Source organism: Pseudochrobactrum sp. B5 (genome assembly GCF_001939785.1).
GTDB lineage: Bacteria > Pseudomonadota > Alphaproteobacteria > Rhizobiales > Rhizobiaceae > Pseudochrobactrum > Pseudochrobactrum saccharolyticum.
Window position 1 is genome coordinate 204,422 of the sequence record NZ_MOYL01000003.1, and the last position, 21,116, is coordinate 225,537.

General features: G+C 50.7%; 20 protein-coding genes and 1 other RNA gene. 15 read left to right on the plus strand and 6 right to left on the minus strand.

The features are described from left to right. Nucleotides 1–235: 235 nt before the first annotated feature. The 3 genes from ettA to BKD14_RS11375 all read left to right on the plus strand — a co-directional run bounded on the left by ettA (nt 236) and on the right by BKD14_RS11375 (nt 3,546). Nucleotides 236–1,885 carry an energy-dependent translational throttle protein EttA gene (gene ettA, locus BKD14_RS11365; RefSeq protein ID WP_022710994.1) on the plus strand — a complete coding sequence of 550 codons (1,650 nt, stop codon included), beginning with the start codon at nt 236–238 and terminating at the stop codon, nt 1,883–1,885. 265 nt (nt 1,886–2,150) lie between these two features. After that, nucleotides 2,151–2,924 (plus strand): trans-aconitate 2-methyltransferase, encoded by a 774-nt coding sequence (tam, locus tag BKD14_RS11370; RefSeq protein WP_075656103.1) that lies wholly within the window; start codon nt 2,151–2,153, stop codon nt 2,922–2,924. A 7-nt stretch (nt 2,925–2,931) separates the two neighbouring features. Further along, the gene (locus tag BKD14_RS11375; RefSeq protein WP_075656105.1) at nt 2,932–3,546 is read left to right on the plus strand and encodes a hypothetical protein; all 615 of its coding nucleotides are present in this window, start codon (nt 2,932–2,934) and stop codon (nt 3,544–3,546) included. Between the two features lie 39 nt (nt 3,547–3,585). On the opposite strand, the gene BKD14_RS11380 is transcribed toward BKD14_RS11375, so the two are convergent. Genes BKD14_RS11380 through BKD14_RS11390 form a run of 3 tightly spaced genes read right to left on the minus strand, consistent with a single transcriptional unit; the run spans nt 3,586 to nt 5,098 of the window. After that, entirely contained in the window at nt 3,586–4,173 is a 588-nt protein-coding gene (locus tag BKD14_RS11380) for a hypothetical protein (protein ID WP_075656107.1), read from the minus strand. A 31-nt stretch (nt 4,174–4,204) separates the two neighbouring features. Beyond that, nucleotides 4,205–4,726, minus strand: a complete 522-nt coding sequence (locus BKD14_RS11385; RefSeq protein WP_075656109.1) for a hypothetical protein — start codon at nt 4,724–4,726, stop codon at nt 4,205–4,207. Nucleotides 4,727–4,780: 54 nt separating this feature from the next. Next, entirely contained in the window at nt 4,781–5,098 is a 318-nt protein-coding gene (locus BKD14_RS11390) for a DUF2293 domain-containing protein (RefSeq protein ID WP_075656111.1), read from the minus strand. A 142-nt stretch (nt 5,099–5,240) separates the two neighbouring features. Between BKD14_RS11390 and BKD14_RS11395 the strand changes: the two genes are divergently transcribed. Together BKD14_RS11395 and metF are read left to right on the plus strand one after the other, a co-directional pair. Further along, on the plus strand, nt 5,241–6,227 hold the full coding sequence (locus BKD14_RS11395) for a metalloregulator ArsR/SmtB family transcription factor (RefSeq protein WP_022711000.1): 987 nt from the start codon (nt 5,241–5,243) through the stop codon (nt 6,225–6,227). 176 nt (nt 6,228–6,403) lie between these two features. Beyond that, complete coding sequence (gene metF, locus BKD14_RS11400) at nt 6,404–7,300, plus strand: methylenetetrahydrofolate reductase [NAD(P)H] (protein ID WP_075656113.1); 897 nt, start codon at nt 6,404–6,406, stop codon at nt 7,298–7,300. A gap of 365 nt (nt 7,301–7,665) precedes the next feature. Here metF and BKD14_RS19125 read toward each other — a convergent pair whose 3' ends face one another. The 3 genes from BKD14_RS19125 to BKD14_RS11410 all read right to left on the minus strand — a co-directional run bounded on the left by BKD14_RS19125 (nt 7,666) and on the right by BKD14_RS11410 (nt 10,319). Continuing rightward, complete coding sequence (locus BKD14_RS19125) at nt 7,666–7,908, minus strand: hypothetical protein (protein ID WP_139316405.1); 243 nt, start codon at nt 7,906–7,908, stop codon at nt 7,666–7,668. Nucleotides 7,909–8,056: 148 nt separating this feature from the next. Beyond that, nucleotides 8,057–9,331 carry a lytic murein transglycosylase gene (locus BKD14_RS11405; RefSeq protein WP_075656115.1) on the minus strand — a complete coding sequence of 425 codons (1,275 nt, stop codon included), beginning with the start codon at nt 9,329–9,331 and terminating at the stop codon, nt 8,057–8,059. 160 nt (nt 9,332–9,491) lie between these two features. Beyond that, a complete protein-coding gene (locus BKD14_RS11410; RefSeq protein WP_022711005.1) occupies nt 9,492–10,319 on the minus strand; it encodes a GH25 family lysozyme in 828 nt (275 codons plus the stop codon). A 316-nt stretch (nt 10,320–10,635) separates the two neighbouring features. On the opposite strand from BKD14_RS11410, the gene BKD14_RS11415 reads away from it, so the two are divergent. The 10 genes from BKD14_RS11415 (at nt 10,636) to BKD14_RS11460 (ending at nt 21,086) form a co-directional block, all read left to right on the plus strand. Continuing rightward, nucleotides 10,636–11,061: a hypothetical protein gene (locus BKD14_RS11415; protein WP_022711006.1), complete on the plus strand. Its 426-nt coding sequence runs from the start codon at nt 10,636–10,638 to the stop codon at nt 11,059–11,061. Nucleotides 11,062–11,244: 183 nt separating this feature from the next. Then, nucleotides 11,245–11,982 carry a DnaJ family molecular chaperone gene (locus BKD14_RS11420; RefSeq protein WP_075656117.1) on the plus strand — a complete coding sequence of 246 codons (738 nt, stop codon included), beginning with the start codon at nt 11,245–11,247 and terminating at the stop codon, nt 11,980–11,982. After that, nucleotides 11,972–12,802 (plus strand): N-acetylmuramoyl-L-alanine amidase, encoded by an 831-nt coding sequence (locus BKD14_RS11425; RefSeq protein ID WP_083647055.1) that lies wholly within the window; start codon nt 11,972–11,974, stop codon nt 12,800–12,802. Before BKD14_RS11420 ends, BKD14_RS11425 begins: the two co-directional genes overlap by 11 nt. A gap of 243 nt (nt 12,803–13,045) precedes the next feature. After that, nucleotides 13,046–13,747: a lytic transglycosylase domain-containing protein gene (locus tag BKD14_RS11430; protein WP_022711010.1), complete on the plus strand. Its 702-nt coding sequence runs from the start codon at nt 13,046–13,048 to the stop codon at nt 13,745–13,747. 214 nt (nt 13,748–13,961) lie between these two features. Then, nucleotides 13,962–14,374: RNase P RNA component class A (gene rnpB, locus BKD14_RS11435), an RNA gene on the plus strand. A 394-nt stretch (nt 14,375–14,768) separates the two neighbouring features. Further along, on the plus strand, nt 14,769–15,863 hold the full coding sequence (rsmH, locus tag BKD14_RS11440) for a 16S rRNA (cytosine(1402)-N(4))-methyltransferase RsmH (protein ID WP_280949119.1): 1,095 nt from the start codon (nt 14,769–14,771) through the stop codon (nt 15,861–15,863). Further along, complete coding sequence (locus BKD14_RS11445) at nt 15,860–16,297, plus strand: hypothetical protein (RefSeq protein WP_075656119.1); 438 nt, start codon at nt 15,860–15,862, stop codon at nt 16,295–16,297. The genes rsmH and BKD14_RS11445 overlap by 4 nt, the downstream gene beginning before the upstream one ends. Before the next feature lie 113 nt (nt 16,298–16,410). Continuing rightward, nucleotides 16,411–18,108, plus strand: coding sequence for a penicillin-binding protein 2 (locus BKD14_RS11450; RefSeq protein WP_033316096.1), 1,698 nt, complete (start codon nt 16,411–16,413; stop codon nt 18,106–18,108). Nucleotides 18,109–18,195: 87 nt separating this feature from the next. After that, nucleotides 18,196–19,650, plus strand: a complete 1,455-nt coding sequence (locus BKD14_RS11455) for a UDP-N-acetylmuramoyl-L-alanyl-D-glutamate--2,6-diaminopimelate ligase (protein ID WP_075656121.1) — start codon at nt 18,196–18,198, stop codon at nt 19,648–19,650. Then, the gene (locus BKD14_RS11460) at nt 19,647–21,086 is read left to right on the plus strand and encodes a UDP-N-acetylmuramoylalanyl-D-glutamyl-2,6-diaminopimelate--D-alanyl-D-alanine ligase (RefSeq protein WP_075656123.1); all 1,440 of its coding nucleotides are present in this window, start codon (nt 19,647–19,649) and stop codon (nt 21,084–21,086) included. Before BKD14_RS11455 ends, BKD14_RS11460 begins: the two co-directional genes overlap by 4 nt. Nucleotides 21,087–21,116 lie beyond the last annotated feature (30 nt).

Below are 21,116 nucleotides of genomic sequence, written 5' to 3' on the forward strand. Positions count from 1 at the left end.
CGGAGACTATACTTGTAACAATAATAGCTATTCAGTGTCTGATCCAAAAGTCGCCCACTTGGCTGCAAATGGTGATTTTTTATTCAGACCCTCAGAGGTTAAACAGGGGAAGATGCTTATCGCGCCGGCTTCGCCTCTGTTCTGGCATTGCCCCTGCGCAATATTTAGCCTAAATAGCGCATCAAAGCGAATTCCCACACATTACGGGCTCAAATTCTCGGAGAACAGCCACCCAATGGCACGTCAATTTATTTATCATATGTCGGGTTTGAATAAAAACTACGGCACAAAGAAGATTCTCGAAAATCTGCACCTGTCATTTTATCCTGATGCGAAAATCGGTATTCTCGGCCCTAACGGTGCCGGTAAATCGACAATCCTCAAGATTATGGCTGGTCTCGATAAAGAGTTCACCGGTGAAGCCTGGCTCGCCGATGGTGCGACCTGTGGTTATCTGGCTCAGGAACCGCATCTTGATCCTGAAAAGACTGTTTTCGGCAATGTGATGGAAGGTGTGGCTGACAAGCAGGCCATTCTTGACCGTTATAATGAGCTGATGATGAATTATTCTGATGAAACCGCTGACGAAGGTGCGGCACTTCAGGATATTATCGACAGCCAGAATCTCTGGGATCTGGAAAGTCAGGTTGAAATGGCGATGGAAGCTCTGCGCTGCCCGCCTGCCGATGCTGATGTAACAACCCTGTCTGGTGGTGAGCGCCGCCGCGTTGCACTTTGCAAGCTGTTGCTTTCCAAGCCAGATCTGCTGCTGCTCGACGAGCCGACCAACCATCTGGATGCTGAAACCACTGCATGGCTTGAAAAGCACCTGCGTGAATATAAGGGCGCTGTGCTGCTCATCACGCATGATCGCTACTTCCTTGACAATGTGACCGGCTGGATTCTCGAACTCGACCGCGGTCGTGGTATTCCTTACGAAGGCAACTATTCTGCCTATCTGGAAGCCAAGGCCAAGCGCATGATTCAGGAAGGCCGTGAAGACGATTCCCGCCAGAAAGCGCTTGAGCGTGAACGTCAGTGGATTGCAGCGAGCCCTAAGGCACGTCAATCCAAGTCGAAAGCCCGTATTAAGGCCTATGACAAGCTGGTTGAAGCGGCTGAAAATCAGCGTCCGGGCGATGCGCAGATTCTCATTCCTGCGGGTGAGCGTCTTGGTCAGGTGGTTATTGAAGTTGAAAACCTGTCCAAATCCTTTGGCGATCGTCTGCTGATCGACAATCTGACATTCAAACTGCCTCCGGGCGGTATCGTTGGTGTGATCGGGCCAAACGGTGCAGGTAAATCGACCCTGTTCAAAATGATTACCGGTCAGGAACAGCCGGATACCGGTAGTGTGCGTATCGGTGATACTGTTAAGCTCGGTTATGTTGACCAGAGCCGTGACCACCTCGACCCGAACAAGAATGTCTGGGAAGAAATTTCCGGTGGTAACGACATCATCAAGCTCGGCAAATTTGAAATGAACTCCCGCGCTTATTGCGGTGCGTTCAACTTCAAGGGCGGCGATCAGCAGGCTAAAGTCGGCAATCTTTCCGGTGGTCAGCGTAACCGCGTGCATCTTGCCAAGATGCTGCAGACGGGCGGCAACGTGCTGCTCCTCGACGAACCGACCAACGATCTGGATACAGAAACGCTGGCGGCGCTTGAAGATGCGCTGGAAAAATACGCTGGTTGCGCCGTTATCATCTCGCACGATCGTATGTTCCTCGACCGTCTGGCCACGCATATTCTGGCTTTTGAAGGCGACAGCCATGTGGAGTGGTTCGAAGGTAACTTCGAAGATTACGAAGCAGATAAAGTACGTCGTCTCGGACCTGAAAGCGTCAATCCTAAACGGGTGACCTATAAGCCGTTGACACGCTAAAATTTCGGGGTCAAAAGCCGCATGCAGGGCTGCAAATGGCGCTTTTCTCGACTTCCGGTGCTCACGTACTATAAGTACGCTCCGCTCCGGTTCTCGAAAATCACCATTTTCGCCGCTGCCTGCAACTTTTGACTACAGAAATTGTTGCAGATTTGAAGTTATAGAAACGCTCTCCGAAAGGAGGGCGTTTTTGTTTGTAAAGTGCTTGGCAAAATGCACCGGTGCTATAGATTGTCTGTTATAGGTAAGGCACAGGAGCATCACGATGAAAGACTGGTCGGCACAGCAATATCTGAAATTTGAGGATGAGCGCACAAGACCGGTTAATGATCTCATCGCCCGTATTCCGTTGAAAGATCCCGCCGTCATTGTTGATATTGGTTGCGGGCCCGGCAACTCCACTGAGGCCTTGAAAAAGCGCTGGCCGCAGGCGCAACTATCCGGTTTTGATGCGTCGCCGGATATGATTGAAAAGGCGCAGAAACGGTTGCCTGATGTGCCGTTTTATTTAAGCGATGTAACGCAATGGCAGCCGGATGCGGATGTTGATCTGCTATTTTCAAATGCGGTGTTCCAGTGGATTCCTGAGCATATCCAGCATTTACAACGCTTGTTGAAGGGGCTGAAATCAGGTGCCGCACTGGCTGTGCAAATGCCGGATAACTGGAATGAACCGTCCCATCGCATGATGCGGCAAGTGGCAAAAGACAGTCGCTGGATTGAACGTCTCAATAAAGCGCCCCGTCCGCCAATGCCAAGTGTGAATGCTTATTATGATGCTCTGATACCGCTCGCATCCCATATTGATATCTGGCACACGATTTATAATCACCCGCTTGATGGTCATGCGGCAATTACTGAATGGGTGAAGAGCACCGGCCTGCGTCCGTTTTTAAATCCGCTCAATGAAGAAGAGCAGCGCGATTATCTGGAGGAATATACGGAACGCTTGGCAGAGCATTATCCACTGACAGTGGATGGTAAAGTGCTGCTGCACTTCCCGCGCGTATTTATGGTTGTTGTGCGCGGTCAAGATTGAAACTGTGATGACAGATTTGTTTGATAACATTCATGGCAAACGCATAGCGGCACGCAAGGTTACAGGTCGTGTCTGTGGACTTTATATTGCTTCAGGGCAGGATTTTGTCACGCAAGCAGTAGATAAATTGCAATGTGACCATGGTGGTATTATCGGTGATTATCATTATGGAATGACGCGTAGAGCTGGTGGCCGCGAGCCGTGGTATGAGCGGGGTACATTAATCCGGAATGACCGTCAGCTCTCTCTGATTTCTCTTGAAGAACTGGAAAAGATTGCTGTGGCAATGGGGCTTGATGCGATCAGGCCGGAATGGATCGGGGTCAATATTCTAGTAGAGGGCATCGCAGATTTCACGCTTTTGCCTGCCGGTACAGTGCTGTTTTTTGATGGTGGTCTGACACTGAAGCTGAACGGGCTGAATGCGCCGTGCAAAATCGCCGGAACATCAATTGCGCAGCATATTGGCGCTCAGAATGAGGCGATGGTGGCGCTTAATTTTGTAAAAGCAGCAAAATATCTGCGAGGTCAGACCAGCTGGGTGGAACGGGAAGGTGCAGCTGAGGTTTCAGATAAGATCACCGTACGGATGCCGGAACAGTTGTGCTACGCGCCGGATTGAAGCGCGTAGCTTATAACATTATCGTTGAGAATGGATTTTTTAGGCAGATGGAATTGCAGCCGTAGCTACTTTTTCAAATTTCCATTCCAAAAAGTACTGTACTCCTGAGTTATCAGGGGTAGCTGTTGGGTAGTAACAAATTGTGTGATTTACCTCATCATATGCAAGGTAATGTTTGGTATCAATCGTTCCGTTATTTGCTGCATTTGGGGTTTTTACAATCTTATAAATATAGCAAGCTCCAAAAGCGTTCAGAGCAAAAACATTGAATTTATCAACACTGTTCGGGGATAAGAACGTCGAGCTTCCTACAATGGTTCCGTTAGCATTTGTTGCGTCACCTGTCTGCTGGCCTGTTGTGTTTAAGAAGCCGCCAGACCAAGGATTATAAAGCGGGAATTCAGGAATATTTACTCTTTCATTAAAGGTGACAGTGTTCCAATCCGGGAAACTGTCAACCACAAAATACTGTCCCTTATCTGTGGCGTCAGGATAAAACGGGGATACTGCTTCGGCTTGATATTCCATTAAAAGCAGATTGTTGCCGTCGCCAATATAATCGATAGCAAGCTGGTATTTGCTGATTGCTCTATCGTCGTTCAGAAATATATTTAAATATTGTGACATTTAAAAAGCCTTTTATTTAAAAAAATAAGAATTAAGAAACAATCGTGACTATCCATTTGTCATCGACATTAAGTCCGTCGTGAAGTATTTCTGCGTCTGTAATTAATACTCGGTTTGAATTGGTTTTATCCATAACAAGTTTTTTTGTAAGCGTTGTTTTATCTGTTATGCGGTAGTCATCGATAAAAATTTCGTATTGTGAACCTACAAGTTTGAAAATAAATCTTGGCGATATATCCGAGGTTGTAAAATTAAAGGCGCCAGCAACCGATCCAGTTTTTCCTTGGTTAGGGGATTTCATAGGAATTATTTGCTCGCTATCACCAAAGAAAAGATTTTTGTTTGGGTTGTACATGAGTACTGGTTGACTTAATTCTGCTGTTTGAAGCTTTGGATTTGTCTTTGAAACCCAGTATGTTTCTGCACTTTTATTGTTGTTTGCTTTATCTGTTCCCTGTATTGTGTAATTAATAAAGCTGTTTTTTAAGGCGCTTGTGTTAGGAATAATATAGTTTTGATTTAATGATGACTGTATTTGGAATGTATAAGGCATTTAAAAATCCTTTTAGTGATTTAAATTACATTTTTAATCTCCCACATATTTTTTTTACTGGTCACTGTAATTACTGTCAGGCAATAAGTTTAATGCTTGCCACTCTCTGAGTTTTTCTGAAATCTGATCCTGAATCCAATAAAGTGCGCTGTCTTTATCCAGTCCTTCATCGCGTAATCTGTCGTAGTCGGTGTAGGTGTGGCGGATATAGGCGAGCAGTGTCAGGCGCGCAGCATTTTGTGCAGTGAGGTTGCGCATATGCGGCGCGGCAGCTGCTTCGCGGATTTGCTCCGCATCAAAATAAGGCGTATGTGGTGCCAATAAGCGGAGCGCCAGTTCAATCTCTTTGCGGCGTTTTGCGGATGCGGCCATGGAAGCTTCCTGTGATGTGCTTTGCCGTGATTATGCTTAAATCAAATATGGTATTTTAAAACTTTTATCAGTCGATTTTAGTTGCAATAATCGCATAGATCACATAAACATATCTTTATGTGTTTTAAATGCGGAGTGCGGTATGACTGGCAAGCCTTTGGCTCTTGAAGAAATGGTGGAAGTGCTGAAGGCTGCGGCAGAACCAAGCCGCTTGCGTATTTTGACGCTGCTTGCGGGCGGTGATCTGACCGTCTCTGATCTGACATCCATTCTCAACCAGTCTCAGCCGCGTGTATCCCGCCATCTCAAATTGCTGAGTGAAGCAGGGCTGATCAGCCGCTATCAGGAAGGGTCATGGGCCTATTTCCGCCTGTCGGAAACACCGATCCATCAGGGGCTTTCCCGTGCACTGATCGGTTGGCAGGATAATCAGGATCCGCTGCTGCTGCGCGATCAGGAGCGTCTGGCACAGGTGAAAGCCGAGCGCCATGAGCGGGCAACTGCCTATTTCAGCGCCAATGCAGAAAGCTGGGATCAGATCCGCTCGCTGCATATTGACGAAACAATGGTTGAAGATGCGCTGCGTGGTATTGTCGGCGAACAGGCTTTTCAGTCTATGCTGGATATCGGCACCGGTACCGGCCGTTTGCTGGAAATGTTCAGCCCGCTTTATGTGCGCGGTGTGGGCATTGATATCAATCGCGATATGCTCACAGTTGCGCGCACCAATCTGGATCAGGCCGGTGTTGCCCATGCACAGGTGCGTCAGGGCGATATTTATGCGCTGCCGGTTGACCGCGACGGTTATGATCTGGTGACAATCCATCAGGTGCTGCACTTCCTTGACGAGCCGCAATCGGCCATTCGTGAGGCTGCGCGTGCGCTGCGCCCGCAGGGGCGTTTGCTGGTGGTGGATTTTGCGCCGCATGATCTGGAATTCCTGCGTGACGAACATGCCCATTTGCGGCTTGGTTTCAGCGATGAGCAAATGACCGGCTGGATGAGAGCCGCAGGGCTTGAGCCGGAGAAGATTGAAGCGCTTGAGCCGCAGGGCGGGCAGGCTTCCGGACTGGTGATTAAACTGTGGCTTGCGCGTGATCCGCGAATGCTGATCGCCGATGCTGCCTGAGGCGCACTTTGAGGTGCATTTAGAGGCACACCGGCATTATTGAGTAGCATTCTAATGTTTAGCTTTGCGCCATTCAGGTGCGGGCAGGCGCAGTTTTGATTTTCTTCATGGTGACGTGACCATGAATATTTGCCCCATGGTGCAAACTATGACGGCAAGAATAACGGAGATTTCCGATGTCTAGTTTTGGCCAGCAGCGCCGTTCCGAGAGCGCGCATCCGATCCGTGTATCCTTCGAGTTTTTCCCGCCGAAAACCGAAGAGATGGAAGATCGTCTTTGGGAGACAGTGACGCGTCTGGCACCGCTTAATCCGGCTTTTGTTTCGGTGACCTATGGTGCGGGCGGTTCGACCCGTGAGCGCACCAATAAAACCATTGCCCGTATCATCAAAGAAACATCCATTACACCTGCCGCGCATCTGACCTGCGTGGATGCAACCAAGGAAGAGGTCAATTCTATCGTCCGCTCCTTTGCTTCTTTGGGTGTGACGCGCTTTGTGGCGCTGCGTGGCGATCCTGCAAGCGGTATTGGTGAAGTCTATCAGCCGACACCGGGCGGCTATCAGAATGGTGCCGATCTCGTGGCCGGTCTTAAATCCATTGCCAATTTTGATATCAGTGTCTCTGCCTATCCGGAGAAGCATCCGGAAAGTCCGGATTTTGCTACTGATATTGAGATGCTGCGACGCAAAGTCGATAATGGTGCAACCCGCGCGATTACGCAGTTCTTCTTCGATAATGATCTTTATGAGCGTTATGTGGAGCGTGTGCGCCGCGCAGGCATTTATATTCCGATTATTCCGGGTGTGCTGCCGATCCATAATTTCAAACAGGTGGCGAATTTCTCCAAACGTGCAGGAACGCGCATACCGGCATGGCTGGCAGATCGTTTTGACGGGCTGGAGAATGATCCGCAGACACATATGCTGGTGTCAGCGGCGCTTGCAGCCGAACAGGTGAATGATCTGATTGAGCGCGGGGTGAATGATTTTCATTTCTACACGATGAACCGCTCGGATCTGGCTTTCGCGATTTGCCATTTGCTTGGGGTGAGGGCGCCGGTCGCAGCTTAAAATATATGGGATGAAACGAAAAAGCCCTGCGGAAAAATGTTTCCGCAGGGCTTTTCGTTTTTAAAAATGACAGGACTTGATTTATCTACTTTTGCGGAATGCCAAATATGCCGGTGGTATCTGTAAAAGTGATGCCTGCAAAATGTCTCTGATTAAGACCGTAATCTGTATATTTTCTGATTATGAAACCGAAATGCAGATATCAGGTCAGCATCTGAAATTCAGATGGTGAATATGCGAGGTCAGGGAAATACACCGACAATCATTGCTGCGACAAAAACAAAAGCTGCGCAAAATACCAAGGCATTGATTGAACGCGTTAAACCCATATGGATTGCCTCCTGAGCAGGTTGTAAGTTCAGTTTTCAAATGCCGTATGAACAACATTCAAAGGCCGGAAAGTCACTCCTGACAGAACCCGATCTGAGGGAATATGCCGGAGCCGCTTCTCTTAACTCTAAACCGGAAATGCCGCTTCCAGTCTCTTTAACCACCCATGCAAGAGGCATGGTCTCACGATCAAATTGACTGTTTTTTAACTGTGTCAGCACATTTCCCGTTTGTGTCATTTTATCGACATAAACGGCCAAAGAAAAGTCTAATTTCATGGGAGGGCGCTGGGCGGAGCGGCGAAGGAAGCTTTCGCAATCAATGCAGAATTTTAAACTTGTAAAAAATACAATATGTTAGGCAGGTGTCAAAAGTTTTGATGCCGCCGTAAAATTTTTTACAGACGGCATCAAAATCCCACTAAATTTATAGCTTTTCGAGCAATTCACGTGTCGGCCATGAATCGGCAGGCATGCCTAAACGCAGCTGTTCAGTGCGCACAGCATCTCTGGTCATGGTGCCGAAAACACCATCGATTCGACCCATGTCATAGCCGCGTACAACGAGCTTGTTCTGCAGTTCTTTCAGCTCTTCTGTTGAAAGACCGGCTTCCGGTGTGCCGAGCAGGAACGGCTCACCGCCAGCCAGACGCGCTGCGAAATAAGCGGCGGTCGTGGCATAAACGATGGATTTGTTCCATTCGACGAAAATATCAAAATTGCGGTAGGAGAGGAATGCCGGTCCTTTGCGTCCCATAGGGATGAGCAGGGAGGCGTCACCGTCATCAGCGCCAAGTGCATTGCCATTGACGGACTTTACACCCCAGCCGCTCCATTTCGAATGGGGCAGGCGATAGGTGCGGATGGAATTTTCCCATGGCAGATCCTGTGTCAGCTGCACGGTTTCCAGCCAAGGCTCGCCGCGCTGCCAGCCGAGTTCAGACAACATACGGGCTGCGGTCATCACCGCATCAGCCACGCTGTTGCGCAAATCCACTTTGCCGTCATTGTCGCCATCGACACCGCGTTCCAGATAATCTTTCGGCAGCAACTGCATCTGGCCGATTTCGCCTGCCCATGCGCCCATGGTACCGGCATCAACAACGCCTTTATCCATCAGTTTCAGCAAAGCGATGAGCTGCGGACGGAAAAGCTCCGGACGGCGGCAATCATGAGCCAGCGTAACGAGCGAGTTCAGCGTGTCAAAATCGCCCTGAATAGCACCGAAGTCTGTTTCCAGCCCCCAGAATGCAGCAATCACCGGTCCCGGAACACCATAAGTGTCTTCGGCCTTTTTGAAGACATCTGCATATTTCACGAGATTTTCGCGGCCTTTTTTCAGGCGCTGTTCGGAAATCAGACGTTTGGAGAATTCGGCAAAGGTCAGGTTGAAAACGGTCTGCGTGCGGTCACGCTTCAATGTGCGTTCATCAAGCCGGGCTTTATGCAGCTCTGTAAGTGCCTTGTCTGAGATGCCTGCGGCTTTGGCTTCAGTCACCACGCCTTCAAGCCAGACATTATAATCACCGCCGCAGGCCGGTTTTTCAATCGCGACAGCGGCCGGTGCGGATGGTGCTGCCGAGGGAGCCGCAGGCTGCGTTGCTGTAGCAAAAGCAAAGCTTGCAGTAGAGAGAAGAGTAGCGGCAGTCAGCAGTGGTTTAAAAACTGATCTGAAGGCAGACAGGGAGGCAGGGCGTGACATAACTCAGTTTTCTTTCTGCAGCAGGCCTCGGTAAGGTCTTGCTGTTTTGGTTGATCGGGCCGGTTTTGACCAGAGCGTTCAAGTTTTCTGAATTATGTCCTGCATAAACATTTTGTGAAAAAGAAGATGGTAAAGTCAGATTCACGCCGTAAAGGCGATTTTATCTGACTTTGTTGCTTTCCAGCCACTTTCTCCACTGGGCATGATTGCCTGCGAATACGTTAATATCAGCGTCACCCTTGATGCCGGGAATTGTACCTGTTCCGGTATATTGCCAGAAGACCCACGGGTGAGGGCCGTATTTTTCATCCGGATGACCGGCCGTAGAGCGCAACCAGAACGGATAATCGCTGAAACTGCGCAGGTCATTGTCATCGAAGAAATCAACCGTTGTATAGATGACCGGCTTCTTGCCGTAATGACGCTCGATCATGGTCAGGAATGTGCGCATTTCCTTGCGCACAACAGCCGGATCAGGACGAAGTTTACAGGATGGTGACAGCGGGTTCCATTCCATATCCAGAACCGGCGGCAAGGCGTTCGGGTCTTTCGGTACATTGCGGATATACCAGCGTGCCTGATCGGCTGCACTGCGGCAGAAATAATAGAAATGATAGGCGCTGCGCGGAATTCCGGCTGCGCGTGAACCTGCCCAATGTTCCGCAAAGCGGTCATCAACGCGGTCGCCGCCTTCTGTCGCTTTGATAAAGACAAAAGAAATGCCGCTGTTGCGCACCTGCTGCCAGTCAACTTTGTCCTGATATTTGGAGACATCCGTACCATGGACCGGATAATGCCACGGGGTTTTACCGGTATAGTCATGGGGCTTGCGATCATAGAAGCGCGGCGCCTTGGCACTGGAAGAAGGAAGAGCAATCCCTGTGCCGGAGACAGAACCTGCCGACGGTTTTACATCTGAAAAATCATAATCCACAGATGTACATGCACTCAGCACAAGGCTGAGAACGGCAAGTGCTGCTGGCTTCATCGGGTATCATCTCACAACAATCACAGGGAAATCATGAATGCTTTCTTACTGCAAAAGGTTAAATTTTTCCTTTAGAGGAATAAGGATAATTCGTGCCACCAGCGGGATGCAGACGGGCGCATCTTGTCTCAGCCGGTCAATGCCTTGTGCCAAACTGTTTGATTTATAAATATTTTTTGATTAGTTGGGTCATAACTTATACAGGTTTGACGGGGATACTGTCAGAATTGCCGGAATAAAAAGCGGGACAATTAAATATTTCCGGCATTAACGAGAGATTGTAAGCCGCCTTGCTGAAGGCGGTTGAGGAGGTCAAATGTATCGTCTGCTGGCTTTTATCCTTGCTGTCGGTGTGCTGACCGGTCTGGTCTTTTCCGGCGGATTTTTAACGCATGACAAGACTGCACAAAAACAACCTGACAGTGTCGCAGCCGTTATTGCTCATTCGGAGCAGGAATTGCAGTCAAAGGCCGATCAGGAACTGGCTGAAATTGACGCCAAGGCTGCACAGAACAGTGTTGCAGGCCCTGCTGTGCTTTTGCCTGAGCTGAAGAAACCACTCACAGAAGAAGATGTGAGAGTTGCGGTGCAAAAAGCAGGTGAAGATGCAGAGAAAACCGCTCTGAGTGTCGGTCAGACTGCAGATCAGGCGGCGGCAGCTAAGAAAACTGCAGAAGACTTCGTGCGTGTGCGCATGGAAAGTCAGATGCGTGCGGAACAGTCATCTGCAAACTCCATGTAAAATTATAAGAGCATTCCGGCTTTCGTTTGGTTTCCGGAAATGCTTGTTCTTTATGCTGTATCCATCTCATTCTGTGCAATGCCGTAGCGTGCCGGTGCTGGCTGTCAGCAATGTCAGCTGAATTTCATTCAACTCTTTGCGCTTGATGGTTTTCATCAGAGTTGTTTTGAATTACATAAGCTTATGTCGATTTGGTCCAGTATCGCTGATTTTTTAACGCAGACGGCTTACAGTGCGTTTTCCGGAGTGATTGAAGCCGTCCGTACCTATTTTGAGGGCGATGCGGAAACGCGCCGCCGTGTTGCTTTTTCCATCGCTATGATCGCGCTGTCTGCCAAAATGGCAAAAGCTGACGGCATTGTCTCGCAGCATGAAGTGCGGGCTTTTCAGGATATTTTTGAAGTACCGGAAAAAGAGGCGGATCACGTCTCAAGACTATATAATCTTGCCAAGCAGGATGTGGCCGGTTTTGAGAGCTATGCCCGTCAGATTGCTTCGCTGTGCCGCTCCTCCCAGCAAAACGGCGCGGAAGAGCCTTGCGGTGCGCTTGCCGATGTTCTCGATGGTTTGTTCTATATCGCCAAAGCCGATGGCTATGTGCATGATAAGGAAATGCAGTTCCTGCGACGTGTGGCGGAAATTTTCGGTATTGAAGAAGACGAGTTTTTGCTGATCGCCGGAAGGCACGTCAATCTCGGCCCTTCCGATCCCTATGCCGTTCTGGGTTTGACGCGCGGCGTAGGATTTACCGAGGCCAAGCAGCATTACCGCAAACTTGTGCGTCAGAACCATCCGGATCTGGTGATTGCCCGCGGTATGCCCTATGAATTTCAGAAAATAGCCAATCACCGTCTGGCTGCAATCAATGCGGCCTGGGCGACACTTGAGAAACAATTGGGTCAGCATGACTATGCAGGATAATTCAACACCGGAAGCCGGTTTGGCGCAGAATAATCAGGCCGCCCCGCGCGCCTTGCTGAGCAAAACTGACTATGAGGGCGCTGTTATTGATGCATCTGCAAATTTCGGCCCGCGCAAAGACGGTAAAGAACCGCGTTTTCTGATCCTGCATTATACGGGGCTTGCGACTGCGCAGGAGGCTCTGGATATTCTCAAATGTCCTGAACGTGAAGTCTCGGCACATTATCTCGTGCATGAAGATGGTCAGGTTGTGCAGATGGTCGCGGAAAGCGAACGCGCATGGCATGCAGGGCAGAGCTGCTGGAAAGGGGAGCGGGATATCAATTCTGCTTCTATTGGCATCGAGATTGTCAATCCGGGTGTGCTGGAGAATTTTCCGCCTTTTCCAGATGCGCAGATTTCCTCGGTGATCTCTCTCTGCCGCTCGATTTGCGAACGCTATAATATTGCGCCGGAGAATGTGCTTGCCCATTCGGATATTGCGCCGGAACGCAAGATTGATCCGGGCGAGAATTTTCCGTGGGAGACCCTGTTTAAAGCAGGCATCGGTCATTGGGTTGAACCGGCACCGATCCGCGGCGGACGGTTTTTTGCCATGGGCGATCAGGGGCAGCCGGTTGAGGCTTTGCAGTCCATGCTGGCAATGTATGGCTATGATATCACCATCAATGGCGAGTTTAACGAACGGACCAAAGTGGTGCTGAGTGCATTTCAGCGCCATTTTCGCCCGATTCAGATTGATGGTGTGGCGGATATCTCGACAATTGAGACACTGCACAGGCTTATTTCGACGAATTTGCGTGAAACCGTAACCAGCTGATTTTTCAAAAGACCTTATTGTTGGCAGCAAGAAATAGTCCGCTAATGTTACAGGTTTTTGCAATCTGTGACTTGCCCCGACAATCTTCGGCTGCATTTCCTCGTCAGATACAACCTCAATTTCCTTGAGCAAGTCTGGTGATGGGGCGGACTGTTTCCCAAAAGGAAGGGCGTTGAAAGCTGGTTTTGCATGTCTTGCAAAACCTTTCGACGGATTATGCAACAGTTCCAACGGTTAAGGTTTATGATTAAAAAAATTGGATTTTTATGCGCTCTCAGCGGGGCGGTGGTTTCGTTCGGTCTGACACCAGCCATGAGTGCACCGGTACTTGAAAAAACAAATCTTGTAGACATCCTGAAAGCAAAAAAAGAAGCTTCAGAAAAGACTGCAACAAAGAAGAATGAAGCGACTAAAAACAAGGCTGATACCAGCCGTACTGCCTATCAGAAACAGGCTTCCGGTACTGCCAAAATGCCGGTTATTGAACGTCGTTCCGCTCGCACCCGCATTGATCTGAATAATCAGATCAGCGGCAAAGCAGAAACCAAGCAGGCGCAGACAGACAAATCAGGCAAGCCTTATTCCGGCATCATTGCCCGTTATGCATCTTCCTATGGCGTGCCGCTGGCACTGGCTCATGCGGTTGTACGCAATGAAAGCAATTATCAGGCACATGTTCGCGGCAGCGCCGGTGAAATCGGTCTGATGCAGATCAAGCTCGGTACTGCACGTGGTCTGGGTTATACCGGTTCGGCAAAAGGTCTCTATGATCCGGCAACCAATGTGCAATATGGCATGAAATATCTTGCGCAGGCACAGAAGCTCGGTGGTGGTTCAACCTGCGGCACAATTCTGAAATATAATGCCGGTCACGGCGCCAAGCGTATGAACCCGACATCTGCAAAATATTGCAGCAAAGTTAAAGACTTCATGCGTTCATTCTAAGAGCACAATTGCGACCGTTAACTGAGGTCAGTTAACTGCAAATGCTCTATGCCTGTTTATATTCAGGCTCTGGCGGGATATTTTGTACGCCATAACCTAAATCTAAACAGCCCTTACACAGCAGGGCTGAGATTTTATACAAAAGCTGGGTTTCCGTCGCCGGAGCCCAGCTTTTTTATTGCGTTTTATGACAGATCAAGCCTATAGACGCATGTCAGCCGGTCGGGCAGCCGCGCTTGTTCAATACCGAAAGGTGGCAAGTGAGGAAAGTCCGGGCTCCATGGAAACACGATGCCGGGTAACGCCCGGCGAGGGTGACCTCAGGGAAAGTGCAACAGAGAGCAGACCGCCTGTCATCGCCCGTAAGGGCATCGGGCAGGTAAGGGTGAAAGGGTGGGGTAAGAGCCCACCGCGCTGCCGGTAACGGGAGTGGCACGGTAAACCCCATCGGGAGCAAGACCGAATAGGGACGGCGCATCAGGCTTCGGTCTGGTAATCAGTTTCCGGATAGCCGTCCGGGTGGGTTGCAAGAGGCGGGTGGCGACATCCGTCCCAGATGAATGGCTGCCGCGTCGGGCTGGAAACAGTCCGGCCATACAGAACCCGGCTTACAGACCGGCTGACAATTCTGTTTAAATTATTTCGGCATAAGATGCTGCACAAAGCGCCATTTTAACCGCTGATAAATCATAACTGTGCCCGTATAATAACCCTTCCTTAATATTAATATTGGATAAATTTATTCACGGCGTATTGCGTGTCCGGCCGGCTGCGCAGTCGCAAAAATCGATAATATGGCAACGTTCGGAGCGGTTTTTGCGCCTGCGTTGACGCCTACCTTACCCCGGTGGTATTTCTTAATGCAGTTTGTTGCGTCCAGACTTTGTTCAGTTTCCAGACATTTTGTGCTGCATCCGGCATTGGCCGGTATGCAAAATGCTGAAATCTGCAGCCGCGGTTTAACCGCTGGCGGGCAAGGATCTGCCGTTCTCACGCTGGGTCCGCTGAAGAAAGCAAAACAATGACAGGACCGAAGGAAATTATGGTTCCGGAAGCGCAGGCAGACAAACTGACACAGCACGCTGATACTCCGGCGGGCGCATCAGAGCATGAAGACTATTCCCGCCATATTCCGGTTATGCTGGAAGAGGTTGTCAGCGCTTTGCAGCCTGAAGCCGGTAAGCTTTATGTGGACGGCACTTTCGGTGCCGGCGGCTACACAAAACGAATTCTCAAGACCGGTGCCGAAGTTCTGGCCATTGACCGCGACCCGAATGCAATTGCTGCCGGACAGGCGGTGGTTGCAGAATATCAGGGACGTTTGCGTCTGGTGCAGGCACGCTTTTCCCAGATGGAAGATGTGCTGAGCGATGTGCAGCCTGACGGTGTTGTGCTGGATATCGGCGTTTCCTCTATGCAGATTGACGAGGCCGATCGCGGTTTTTCTTTCCAGAAAGACGGGCCGCTGGATATGCGCATGTCCTCGCAGGGCCTGAGCGCTGCTGATGTGGTCAACCAGTATAAAATGGGAGATCTGGCACGCATCTTTAATTTTCTCGGTGAGGAACGTCATGCCGGACGCATTGCGCGCATGATCGAAAAGCGCCGTGAGAGCGAACCGTTCAGCCGCACCCGTGATCTCGCCAATGCGATTGAGATGCTGGTCGGGCGTCATCCGAAAGACCGTATTCATCCGGCGACCCGTGTTTTTCAGGCGCTGCGTATTTATGTGAATGACGAGCTGGGTGAACTGGCGCGTGCATTGATTGCTGCAGAACGCTCGCTGAAGCCGGGTGGTCGTCTGGTTGTTGTGACATTCCACTCGCTGGAAGACCGTATTGTGAAGCGTTTCTTTGCAGACCGTGCGGGCGGCGGCGGCGGCTCGCGCCATTTGCCGGAAGCGCATATGCGTCAGGGCAGTTTCACGCCTGCAGTCAAAGGCGCGGTGGGTGCCAGCGAGGAGGAGGCGGAGCGCAATCCGCGCGCGCGTTCGGCCAAGCTGCGCGCCGGTATCCGCACAGAATATCCGCCGCTTAAAGCGGATTACAGTATTTTCGGCCTGCCAACTCTGCCTGTTCTGCCAGAAACTGATAATGCGAAGAGGAAATCATCATGATGCGAACTATAGATATTATATTGATCGCAGTCATGCTGGTGGCGGCAACCGTGACCTATAAGATCAAACATGATGCTGAAAAGCAGGTGGTTGAGATCAAGAAAATTCAGCGCCAGATCGCCTTTGAAAAAGACACGATCAATCTGCTGAAAGCCGACTGGAGCCTGATGACCCAGCCGAACCGTTTGCAGCGTTTGTCTGATATTTATCAGTCACAGCTGAAACTGCAGCCGGTTGATGTGACGCAGATCGGTTTGTTCGATGATATTCCGATGAAACAGGCTGATGATATTGAAAAGCTGATCGGCGGCAGCGCCGATCTGATTGCATCTGTTGATACGATGAGCACAGGCAGTGTTGCGCAAACTGCACCGGCCGGTGCAATTTCAAATGCGGCACCGATGCGTGTTGTGGTTCCGGGAGTGCGGCCATGAGCGGAAAAAGCAGCTGGTTCCGGCGTAAAAACAAAAAATCTTCATCAGATGATGCTCCGGTTCTGGGGCAGGCACCTGAATTTGACAGTGCCGCGCTCGAGAGTGAGCGCGGCATTGCCACGTCTCCGCTCAATGACAGTGTTGCCTTTGCCGGAAACCGCAAAAAACACGGAAACCGTGCGCGTAATCGTCTGATTATGGCGATTTCCTGCTTTGTCGGTATTTATGCGGTGATTGGCGGCCGTCTTGTTTATTACGGTATGCAGGGCGGCGATAATGAAGGTTATCGCGCCGGTGCGGCCAGCACGCTTGCAGCACGGCCGGATATTCTTGACCGCAATGGCGAAGTGCTGGCGACGGATATTAAAACCGCTTCGCTCTATGCCGAGCCGAAAAAGATTGCCGATCCGGACGAAACTCTGGAACTGCTGGCAACGGTTCTGCCTAATCTTGACTGGGAAAGCACCTATCGCCGTCTGAAAAGCGGTGCGGGCTTTGTGTGGATTCAGCGCGGTCTGACACCGCGTCAGCAGAGCCAGATTATGGCGCTGGGTGTGCCGGGTATCGGCTTTCGCACAGAGAAATCCCGTTTCTATCCGGGCGGGCCAACGGCTTCTCATATTGTCGGTCTGGTCAATATCGACAATCAGGGCATTGCCGGTATGGAAAAATATATCGACAGTCAGGGCTTAAGCGATCTGCGTATGGCAGGCCTTGCCCAGCCGGATAATCTCGAGCCGTTCCGCCTGTCGATTGATCTGCGTGTGCAGCATATTATGCGCGACGAACTGGTGCGCGCTGTTGAAAAATATCGTGCGATTGCTGCCGGTGCTGTAGTGCTGAATGCCAAGACCGGTGAAGTGGTTGCTATGGCATCGGTGCCGGATTTTGATCCGAATAATCCGTATAATGCGCTGGAAAAAGATCGTCTGAACCGGATGTCAGCCGGTACTTATGAAATGGGCTCGACGATCAAGAGCTTCACCACAGCGATGGCGTTGGATTCCGGTAAATTCAATTTGGAAAGCAAGTTTGATGCGACCCGCCCGATTACGATCGGTCGTCAGACCATCCGCGACTTCCACGGTAAGGCCCGCTGGCTGACACTGGCAGAAGTGTTTATTTATTCCTCCAATATCGGTTCGGGTAAAGAAGTTGATGCGATTGGTATTGAAGGCCATCGCGAGTTTCTGAAGCGCGTCGGTTTGCTGGATCGTATGCAGACCGAACTGCCGGAAGTGGCACGTCCTGTTGAGCCGCGCGTGTGGAAGAAGGTACACTCCATTACCATTTCCTATGGTCACGGTATGATGACCACACCTTTGCAGACGGCCGTTGCTGCTGCGGCGCTGGTCAATGGCGGCAAGCTCATTCCGCCGACATTCCTGCCGCGCACACAAGACGAGGCCAATGCTGTTGCCACGCAGGTTCTGAAGCCTAAAACCAGCGATGATATGCGTTATCTCTATCGTCTCAATTCCGAGATCGGTTCCGGTCGCCGTGCTGAGGTAAAGGGCTATCGCGTTGGCGGTAAAACCGGTACAGCGGAAAAGGTTATTAACGGCCGTTATTCCAAAGATGTCCGTTTTAATGCGTTTCTTGCTGCATTCCCGATGGATGACCCGACCTATGTGGTTCTGACCATTATCGATGAACCAAAACCGGAGGAAGGCAAACTTTCTGCGACCGCCGGACTCAATGCTGCCCCAATGGTTGCAAATATCATCCGCCGGTCAGCATCATTCCTGGGTGTGTCGCCTGATTTTGCGCAGGATAATGCACCAATTCTGGCAGCTTATGAGAATGACTGATCTGAGCAGGGGATCAATGTGACGTAATAATGCCTTGAGCACTTATTATGTCACATGAAATGAATTCAAAATCGGGATCTGAATGGCATGAAACTTCAAGATATCGCAGCCTATGTAAATGATATGACGGACTCAGTCGCGCAGACTGAGATTTCCGGATTGAGTTCCGATTCCCGTAAGGTACAGAAGGGCAGCTTGTTTGCGGCTCTGAAAGGCGTGAAAAATGACGGTTCGGCCTATGCGGCTGATGCTGTCAAACGCGGTGCAGTTGCAATTCTGGCCGATGAAGACATGAATGCCGAAGGCATCACTGTGCCTGTGCTGCGCAGCAAAGACCCGCGCCATGCGCTGGCAATGGCAGCTGCAACATTCTATGGCAAACAACCGCAGATTATGACTGCCGTTACCGGCACCAGCGGCAAAACCTCTGTGGCTTCCTTTACCCAGCAGATTTGGGCCTATGCAGGTTTTGCGGCCGCAAGCATTGGTACAACCGGCGTTTTCTCCCCGACACGGAATGAATATGGCTCGCTGACAACACCGGATCCGGTGGAGCTGCAGAAACTTCTCGCAGAACTGGCGGATGAAGGTGTGACCCATGCCTGTATGGAGGCCTCATCGCACGGGTTGGATCAGCGCCGTCTGGACGGCGTGAAGCTGACAGCCGCAGCTTTCACCAATCTCGGCCGCGATCATATGGATTATCATCCGACGGTTGAAGATTATCTTGGCGCAAAAATGCGCCTGTTTGATACGCTGCTGCCAAAAGGTGCTCCGGCGATTATTTTTGCCGATGATGTCTTTTCATCGCAGGCGATTGCAGCCGCAGTTGCTGCCGGTTCTGATGTGAAAACCGTTGGCCGTAAAGGCGATTTCATTACGCTGAAACGCGTGGAACACGAGCGCCATCGTCAGCATGTTGAGCTGAGCCATGCCGGTAAGATTTACGAATTTGCTTTGCCGCTGGCCGGTGATTTTCAGGTAGCGAATGCGCTGGTTGCAGCCGGTCTGGCAATTGTTTCCGGTGTGCCTGCGGATGCGGCTTTCCGTGCATTGGAGCGTCTGAAAGGTGCGCCGGGTCGTCTGGATCTGGTCGGCTCCACTGAAGACGGCGTGCCTGTCTATGTGGACTATGCCCATAAGCCAGACGCGCTGGAAAATGTGCTGACTTCTGTTCGCCCGTTTACCACCGGTCGTGTGATCGTAGTATTTGGCTGTGGTGGTGACCGCGATAAAGGCAAGCGTCCGATCATGGGGGAAATTGCCACCCGTCTGGCCGATGTGGTGATTGTCACTGATGATAATCCGCGTTCGGAAGTACCGGCTACTATCCGCTCAGAAATTCTGGCTGCGGCACCGGATGCACTGGAAATCGGTGACCGTCATGAAGCTATCCGCCATGCTGTGCTGCTCGCACAGGCAGGCGATACAGTTATTATTGCGGGCAAGGGGCATGAAGAAGGGCAGACCATCAATGATGTGACGCTGCCATTCTCCGATCATGCAGAAGTTGCCCGTTCGCTTGAGGCGCGTTTTAAATGAGTGATTTGCTTTGGAAATCATCTGACATGGTAAAAGCGATGGAAGGGCGGCCGGTCGGTCACCTTCCTGAAGGTATTACCGGTATTTCGATCGATTCCCGCACGCTGCGAAAGGGTGAAGCCTTTTTCGCGATTAAAGGTGATGTGTTTGACGGGCATGATTTTGCAACCGCTGCTATGGCTGCCGGTGCAGGCCTGCTGGTTGTGACCGAAGCGCGTTTACCTGCTCTGGGTAAATTACAGGTGCCGATGATTGTGGTGGATGATGTGCTGGCCGCACTGACCCGCCTTGGCATTGCTTCCCGCGCACGCTCCAAAGCGCAGATCATTGCTGTTACCGGTTCTGTGGGTAAAACCACCACCAAAGAAGCTCTGCGCCATGTTCTGTCTGATTGCGGAAAGGTTCATGCTTCCGCCGCTTCTTTCAATAATCATTGGGGTGTGCCGCTGACTTTGGCACGTATGCCGGAAGATACCGATTATGGTGTTTTTGAAATCGGCATGAACCATCATGATGAAATTCGCCCGCTGGTAAAAATGGTTCAGCCGCATGTGGCTGTCATTACGCTGATTGCGCCTGCGCATCTGGGGCATTTTGCTAATCTCGAAGAAATTGCTGTTGCCAAAGCGGAGATTTTTGAAGGCGTGCTGCCCGGTGGTTATGCATTGCTGAACCGCGATGACAAACGCTTCAAACAGCTGGAAGCGCTGGCAACAGCTGCCGGTATTGAGCACATCACCACATTCGGTGAAAATGCCCGTTCAACCTACAAGCTGCGTGATCTGGTGATGAAGACGGATTGCTCCTGCATCACGGTTTCACTCGGCGGTCAGGAAGCGGCTGTGAAGATCAGCGCTCCCGGCCGGCACATCGTACAGAATATGCTGGCGGTGATGGGCGCTGCACATCTGGTCGGCGCGGATATGACGAAAGTTGTGCTGGCGCTGGCAAGTCTGCAGGCTGAAGCCGGACGCGGTGCGCAATATCGTCTGCGCCATGGTGACGGCACATTCACGCTGATTGATGAGAGCTATAATGCCAATCCGGCATCCATGCGCGCTGCACTATCACTGCTTGAGACTACAGAGCCGCAAGGCGAGGGGATTGAGAAGGGACGGCGCATTGCAGTGCTTGGCGATATGCTGGAACTGGGCAAGCAATCTTCCAAGCTGCATGGTGATCTGGCACGCCCGATTGTGGATGCGCATGTGAATATGCTTTTCATCGGCGGCGCGCATATGAGTGCCCTGAAATCCGCAATGCCTGCAGAAATTCAGGTTGAGTATCGGGAAAGCGTTGACGAACTGCTTCCACTTGTAGTCAAAGCAGTGCGTCCCGGAGATGTGGTGATGATTAAATCGTCAAAGTCGATCGGCTTTGTGAAAATCGTCAATGCGTTGCTGAAAAAATATGCCGTCTCTGAGGCCGCAGAATAAACAGGCCGGTTTTATGCGCAAAGTATAAAA

Coding starts and splice junctions, on each gene's coding strand:
- ettA (WP_022710994.1), top strand. CDS start 236: ATGGCACGTCAATTTATTTATCATATGTCGGGTTTGAATAAAAACTAC.
- tam (WP_075656103.1), top strand. CDS start 2,151: ATGAAAGACTGGTCGGCACAGCAATATCTGAAATTTGAGGATGAGCGC.
- BKD14_RS11375 (WP_075656105.1), top strand. CDS start 2,932: ATGACAGATTTGTTTGATAACATTCATGGCAAACGCATAGCGGCACGC.
- BKD14_RS11380 (WP_075656107.1), bottom strand. CDS start 4,173: ATGTCACAATATTTAAATATATTTCTGAACGACGATAGAGCAATCAGC.
- BKD14_RS11385 (WP_075656109.1), bottom strand. CDS start 4,726: ATGCCTTATACATTCCAAATACAGTCATCATTAAATCAAAACTATATT.
- BKD14_RS11390 (WP_075656111.1), bottom strand. CDS start 5,098: ATGGCCGCATCCGCAAAACGCCGCAAAGAGATTGAACTGGCGCTCCGC.
- BKD14_RS11395 (WP_022711000.1), top strand. CDS start 5,241: ATGACTGGCAAGCCTTTGGCTCTTGAAGAAATGGTGGAAGTGCTGAAG.
- metF (WP_075656113.1), top strand. CDS start 6,404: ATGTCTAGTTTTGGCCAGCAGCGCCGTTCCGAGAGCGCGCATCCGATC.
- BKD14_RS19125 (WP_139316405.1), bottom strand. CDS start 7,908: ATGAAATTAGACTTTTCTTTGGCCGTTTATGTCGATAAAATGACACAA.
- BKD14_RS11405 (WP_075656115.1), bottom strand. CDS start 9,331: ATGTCACGCCCTGCCTCCCTGTCTGCCTTCAGATCAGTTTTTAAACCA.
- BKD14_RS11410 (WP_022711005.1), bottom strand. CDS start 10,319: ATGAAGCCAGCAGCACTTGCCGTTCTCAGCCTTGTGCTGAGTGCATGT.
- BKD14_RS11415 (WP_022711006.1), top strand. CDS start 10,636: ATGTATCGTCTGCTGGCTTTTATCCTTGCTGTCGGTGTGCTGACCGGT.
- BKD14_RS11420 (WP_075656117.1), top strand. CDS start 11,245: ATGTCGATTTGGTCCAGTATCGCTGATTTTTTAACGCAGACGGCTTAC.
- BKD14_RS11425 (WP_083647055.1), top strand. CDS start 11,972: ATGCAGGATAATTCAACACCGGAAGCCGGTTTGGCGCAGAATAATCAG.
- BKD14_RS11430 (WP_022711010.1), top strand. CDS start 13,046: ATGATTAAAAAAATTGGATTTTTATGCGCTCTCAGCGGGGCGGTGGTT.
- rsmH (WP_280949119.1), top strand. CDS start 14,769: ATGACAGGACCGAAGGAAATTATGGTTCCGGAAGCGCAGGCAGACAAA.
- BKD14_RS11445 (WP_075656119.1), top strand. CDS start 15,860: ATGATGCGAACTATAGATATTATATTGATCGCAGTCATGCTGGTGGCG.
- BKD14_RS11455 (WP_075656121.1), top strand. CDS start 18,196: ATGAAACTTCAAGATATCGCAGCCTATGTAAATGATATGACGGACTCA.
- BKD14_RS11460 (WP_075656123.1), top strand. CDS start 19,647: ATGAGTGATTTGCTTTGGAAATCATCTGACATGGTAAAAGCGATGGAA.